Source organism: Halogeometricum sp. S3BR5-2 (genome assembly GCF_031624635.1).
Taxonomy (GTDB): Archaea; Halobacteriota; Halobacteria; order Halobacteriales; family Haloferacaceae; genus Halogeometricum; species Halogeometricum luteum.
The window spans coordinates 1-1,670 of record NZ_JAMQOQ010000016.1 but is presented as its reverse complement, the minus strand read 5'-3'; the positions used below and the strand labels follow the sequence as shown (position 1 = coordinate 1,670).

The window sequence follows — 1,670 nt, the reverse complement described above, 5'->3', positions numbered from 1 at the left end:
GCCGCCGTGGGACCGAGCACGACGGTCCAGAGTATCATGCCGAGTGCGAAGAACGCGAATACGAGCACGGCGGAGACGCGGAGTAGCTTCCCGGCGACGTACCGCGTGGTCGAGACGCTCATTTGTCCCACCCGGCATACGCCGCGCAGACCTCGCGCAGTATCTCGTCATGGGTCGGTTCATGGCCGAGTTCCGCCGCGACCGCCTTCTTTGCATTTTCAAACGGTCCGTTCCTCGCGGTCTTACTCACCCATATCGAGGTGTGGCCCTCTTGTGCCATACTCTCAGTTACGTCTGGTTAGTATGTCAAAGTACCGCGAGAGGAGTTCTGTACCTCTCGATTCTGCTTGTTCGGAGTCTCACTTAACCCCGTTCTAACTAATCCGTGTTTCGAAACTGACGCCGCAGGACGGGGAGTATGTCAGAATACCGAGAGTGGTGCGGGTGGTGCGACCTCGGGATTTCTACCCGCACCGGCAAAAACCGCTGTACGGCAGGGGATTTCTTGTGGGGTGGTGCGGGTGGTGCGGGGAGATTTGCAACTATACGCGCAGGAGACAGAAAGCAAAACAAAGGAAGAGCAGAGAGAAGTGTATAGTAATAGAGAAATACGAAATCTCCCCGCACCACCCGCACCGGTCCGCGAAAAGACCGCCGCCGTCTGTCGGTTTTCACTGGTGCGGGTTGGTCCCCGGCTCCCCGCACCACTCGCACCGTGCTCGGTAAAATGCAGTGTGGATCGAATAATCAGGAACCGAGTTCGTAACCGACGATCCCCGAAGCGACCGCCACGGCGATAACACCGACGCCGGAAACGAACGTCGAGTGACTGAGTGCGAAGAGAAGCGCCCCGAGGAAGAGAACGACCGCCACGCCCTGCGCGACCGTGAGAGTCTGTTCAAGCTCACCAGACGCGCCACGTTCGTCTCCCTCCCCGTCCCACCAATACACACGGGTTCGAGAGAGCACTTTGCTTCTGACGGCGTCATGCGCCTCTATCTCGTCCATGTGATTCCGAAGCGTATCGTCGGACACGTCCGCTATTCGGGACCACTCGCGGACGTTCAGCGGGCCGTCCGTCTCTCGAAGCATCTCCCGGTAATCTTCAACGGTGTTGGCTACCTGTCCTGCCATATATCGGCGTTCGTGGGACTCCTACTTAGTCATTAGGCCGTTAGGCTACCCCACTGAACACAAGTCAGGTTGTACCTAACCCAAGGGAAAATGTTATAGCACTCCCCGCTCTATGAAGAATCATGATGCGGCGCACCACGAAGAAGTAACTCAGTGGTGTTGGGGTAAGCCCCGGGGCGCGAAGCCCCAAGGAACCTGAGTTAGAACGCTTGTTCCTATGCGGTGCTTCGCCAAAAGACTACCGGCATGGTCGGTAGTTCGCTCTGTTCGCGTCATGGAAACACACCATGGCAATTCGAGAACACACGAACGAGAACGCACCGAACAAGACTGAACGCGGCAAGTACTGGAGGGTTGACCTATTCGAGCGGATGTCCGTCGAAGAGTATGAGGCGGTCCGTGCGGGCGAGATAGACGGTTCGGAACTAATCGCGTGGTATGTCGAACGCGGTCAGACGGACAGCTACCTCGGACGGACGACCCTCGGAGGGGATTTCTAATGGCGGACGTGACCGGTTGGGACGAGTGCCGCCGTG

The 1,670-nt window shown here is 57.8% G+C and carries 3 protein-coding genes; 1 reads left to right on the top strand and 2 read right to left on the bottom strand.

The genetic code is table 11. From position 1 onward, the window contains the following. Window positions 1-118 precede the first annotated feature (118 nt). Together NDI79_RS23485 and NDI79_RS23480 are read right to left on the bottom strand one after the other, a co-directional pair. Window positions 119-280: a hypothetical protein gene (locus NDI79_RS23485; RefSeq protein ID WP_310931055.1), complete on the bottom strand. Its 162-nt coding sequence runs from the start codon at window positions 278-280 to the stop codon at window positions 119-121. 467 nt (window positions 281-747) lie between these two features. Beyond that, window positions 748-1,134 (bottom strand): hypothetical protein, encoded by a 387-nt coding sequence (locus tag NDI79_RS23480; RefSeq protein WP_310931054.1) that lies wholly within the window; start codon window positions 1,132-1,134, stop codon window positions 748-750. 287 nt (window positions 1,135-1,421) lie between these two features. Here NDI79_RS23480 and NDI79_RS23475 point away from each other — a divergent pair, with 287 nt between their 5' ends. Continuing rightward, window positions 1,422-1,634: a hypothetical protein gene (locus NDI79_RS23475; protein WP_310931053.1), complete on the top strand. Its 213-nt coding sequence runs from the start codon at window positions 1,422-1,424 to the stop codon at window positions 1,632-1,634. Window positions 1,635-1,670: the final 36 nt, after the last annotated feature.

Excerpts from the sequence above, each read along its gene's own strand:
- NDI79_RS23485 (WP_310931055.1), bottom strand. The coding sequence starts at position 280 with ATGGCACAAGAGGGCCACACCTCGATATGGGTGAGTAAGACCGCGAGG.
- NDI79_RS23480 (WP_310931054.1), bottom strand. The coding sequence starts at position 1,134 with ATGGCAGGACAGGTAGCCAACACCGTTGAAGATTACCGGGAGATGCTT.
- NDI79_RS23475 (WP_310931053.1), top strand. The coding sequence starts at position 1,422 with ATGGCAATTCGAGAACACACGAACGAGAACGCACCGAACAAGACTGAA.